This is a genomic window from Gordonia sp. NPDC003425 (assembly GCF_053588635.1).
On record NZ_JBSFQI010000036.1, the window covers coordinates 1 to 2,636 of the forward strand.

Genomic DNA, 2,636 nt, shown 5'->3' on the forward strand with positions numbered 1-2,636 from the left:
TGTCGACGGCCATGAAAAACTGCCCGTGTGCGGCCATGAAAGTGCCCGCTGACGGCCAATAAGGACTGCCCGCTGGCGGTCAGGTAGGTGCCCGTTGGTGGCCACGATTTTGCCCACGTCTTCTTGTTGATCCGGCGCGTCTGCGCTGTGGGGGCCTCTCCCGTTGGTTTCGATGTCGATGCCTAGTCGTATCGGAACCTCACGAGAGAGACCCTCTTGAAGTCTGACGGAGAACTCATGGACATACTCAATGCCTACGACCTGACGGGGTCGTATCGGGCGGCGGCCGCGTTGTGCGGCTGCTCCCATCACACGGTGAAGAAGGCGGTCGAGGATCGGGCTGCGGGGTTGGCGCCGGCGGTGCGCCGGGCCCGGCTGATCGACGATTTCCTACCGCAGATCGAACGATGGGTGACCGAGTCACGCGGCAAAATCCGCGCCGATAAAGCACACGAGAAACTCGTCGCGTTGGGTTTCACCGGCGCGCAACGCACCACCCGCCGTGCGGTCGCGGAAGTGAAAACCCAATGGCGACTGGGGAACACACGAGTCCACCGGCCGTGGATCACCGAACCCGGGCTGTGGTTGCAGTACGACTTCGGTGACGGCCCACTCGTTGATGGCCGCAAGGTCGTGTTGTTGGTGGCGTGGCTGGCGTGGTGCCGGTATCGGGTGGTGATCCCGTTGCGTGATCGGACCGCGCCGAGCGTGTTCGCCGGCCTGGACCGGGTGTTCCGGATTCTCGGTGGCGCCCCGACGTATGTGTTGACCGACAACGAGAAAACCGTCACCACCGGGCATATCGCCGGGGTTCCGGTCCGCAACCGTGATGCGGTCAGCTTCGGCCGCTTCTACGGCGTCAGCGTGCTCACCTGCGAGCCCGCCGACCCCGCCACCAAGGGCGGGGTGGAAAACGCGGTGAAGCTGGCCAAAGCCGATATCGTGCCGACCGACACCAACCTGCTCGACGCCTACGAGTCGTTCACCCAGGTGCAGGCGGCGTGTGAGCAGTTCATGGCCCAGATCAATGATCGGGAGCACCGGGCAACCGGGCGGCGTCCGGTGGAGATGCTCGCCGAGGAACGACAGCGGTTGCATCCGATCCCCGACATGCCACACACGACGGGGTTGGGAGTGACCCGCCGGGTTCCCGACAACACCCCGATGATCACCTTCGACCACTGTCAATACTCGGTTCCGGCAACGCTATTGGGTCAGTCGGTGTGGGTGCGGCACCATTCCGGCAGCGATGAGGTCATCGTGTGCGCCCTGGATGCGGGTGGGCCGAGCGAGGTGGCCCGCCATGCCCGAACCACTCGGGGTATCCCGGCCGTCGATGACGCCCATTTCCCCGGGTATCACCCGAAAATGCCGGGCGACTACCGGATTCGGGCCCGCACCGATGCCGAGCGGTCGTTCCTGGCGATCGGTGAGGGTGCGGGGTTGTGGTTGAAAGAAGCCGCTGCCGTCGGGACCGAACGCATGTTTCAGAAAATGGCCCACGCCGTCGAGTTGGCGGCCCTGCACGGCCACACCGATGTGGACTGGGCACTCGGGCATGCCGCGGTGCATGGCCGCTTCGCCACCGGTGACCTCGACTCGGTACTGGCCAGCAAAGGCCTCGACCTGACCCGCGCGCACGCCTCGGAAACCACCTCACTGGCACAAGGCACCAAAGGATGGAACATGCTGGGCACCACCATGATCGACAACAGTGATGACGTCACCGAGGAGGATGGTCGATGACCACGACACTGGCATCGTTGCCCGCCGAGGTGGAAGCGTTGATGAAACAACTCCGCCTGCCCCATGCCCGCGCCATCGCCGCCGAGGTGCTGGCGACCGCACGCGCCCAACGCTGGGACCCCGCCGACGTCCTCAAAGCACTCCTCGACGAAGAGGCCGCCGGCCGCGCCCGCTCCATGCTCGCCTCCAGACGCAAAGCGGCGAGCTTCCCGACCGGCAAAACCTTCGACGTGTGGGACGAGACCGCCTCCTCTATCCCGATCCCCACCCAACACGCCCTGCAAACTCTCGAATGGGTCGGTCGGCGGGAGAACCTCGTGGTGTGTGGGCCCGCCGGGACCGGTAAAACATTCTTCCTTGAAGCCCTCGGGCAGAAAGTGATCGAAGCGGGTATGCCGGTGGCCTGGTTCAGTCTCGAACAACTCGGCACCCTCGTGCGTGCCCACCGGGCCGATGACACCCTCGGCAAAGCGATCGCCAAAATCGTGCGCGCCGAACTGATCGTCATCGACGACGTGGGCCTGCTGCCGGTGGGTACCGATGCCGCCGAAGGGCTCTACCGCGTCGTGGAAGCCGCCTACGAACGCAAATCCGTCGCCGTGTCCTCCAACCTGCACCCGTCAGGATTCGACGAGCTGATGCCCAAAACGCTGGCCACCGCCACCGTGGACCGGTTGCTGCACCACGCACACCTCTGCCAAACCAGCGGCGACTCCGTGCGCCTGGCCCAAGCCCTCACCGGGAAAGGAGTCACCGCCCTGACCTAACCCCAACTCGAACCCGGTGGTGGTCTCGTGGGCACTTTCATGGCCGCCACCGGGCACCCCCACGTGACCGCCTACGGGCAGTCTTGATGGCCACCAGTGGGCAGTTCTACATGTCCCTTGACA

General features: G+C 65.0%; 2 protein-coding genes. Both read left to right on the top strand.

From position 1 onward, the window contains the following. The first annotated feature begins 216 nt into the window (after window positions 1-216). Entirely contained in the window at window positions 217-1,746 is a 1,530-nt protein-coding gene (gene istA / locus ACWDTD_RS20405; RefSeq protein WP_449748939.1) for an IS21 family transposase, read from the top strand. Beyond that, window positions 1,743-2,513 carry an IS21-like element helper ATPase IstB gene (istB, locus tag ACWDTD_RS20410; protein WP_240860161.1) on the top strand — a complete coding sequence of 257 codons (771 nt, stop codon included), beginning with the start codon at window positions 1,743-1,745 and terminating at the stop codon, window positions 2,511-2,513. Before istA ends, istB begins: the two co-directional genes overlap by 4 nt. The last annotated feature ends 123 nt before the right edge of the window (window positions 2,514-2,636 follow it).

Coding starts and splice junctions, on each gene's coding strand:
- istB (WP_240860161.1), top strand. CDS start 1,743: ATGACCACGACACTGGCATCGTTGCCCGCCGAGGTGGAAGCGTTGATG.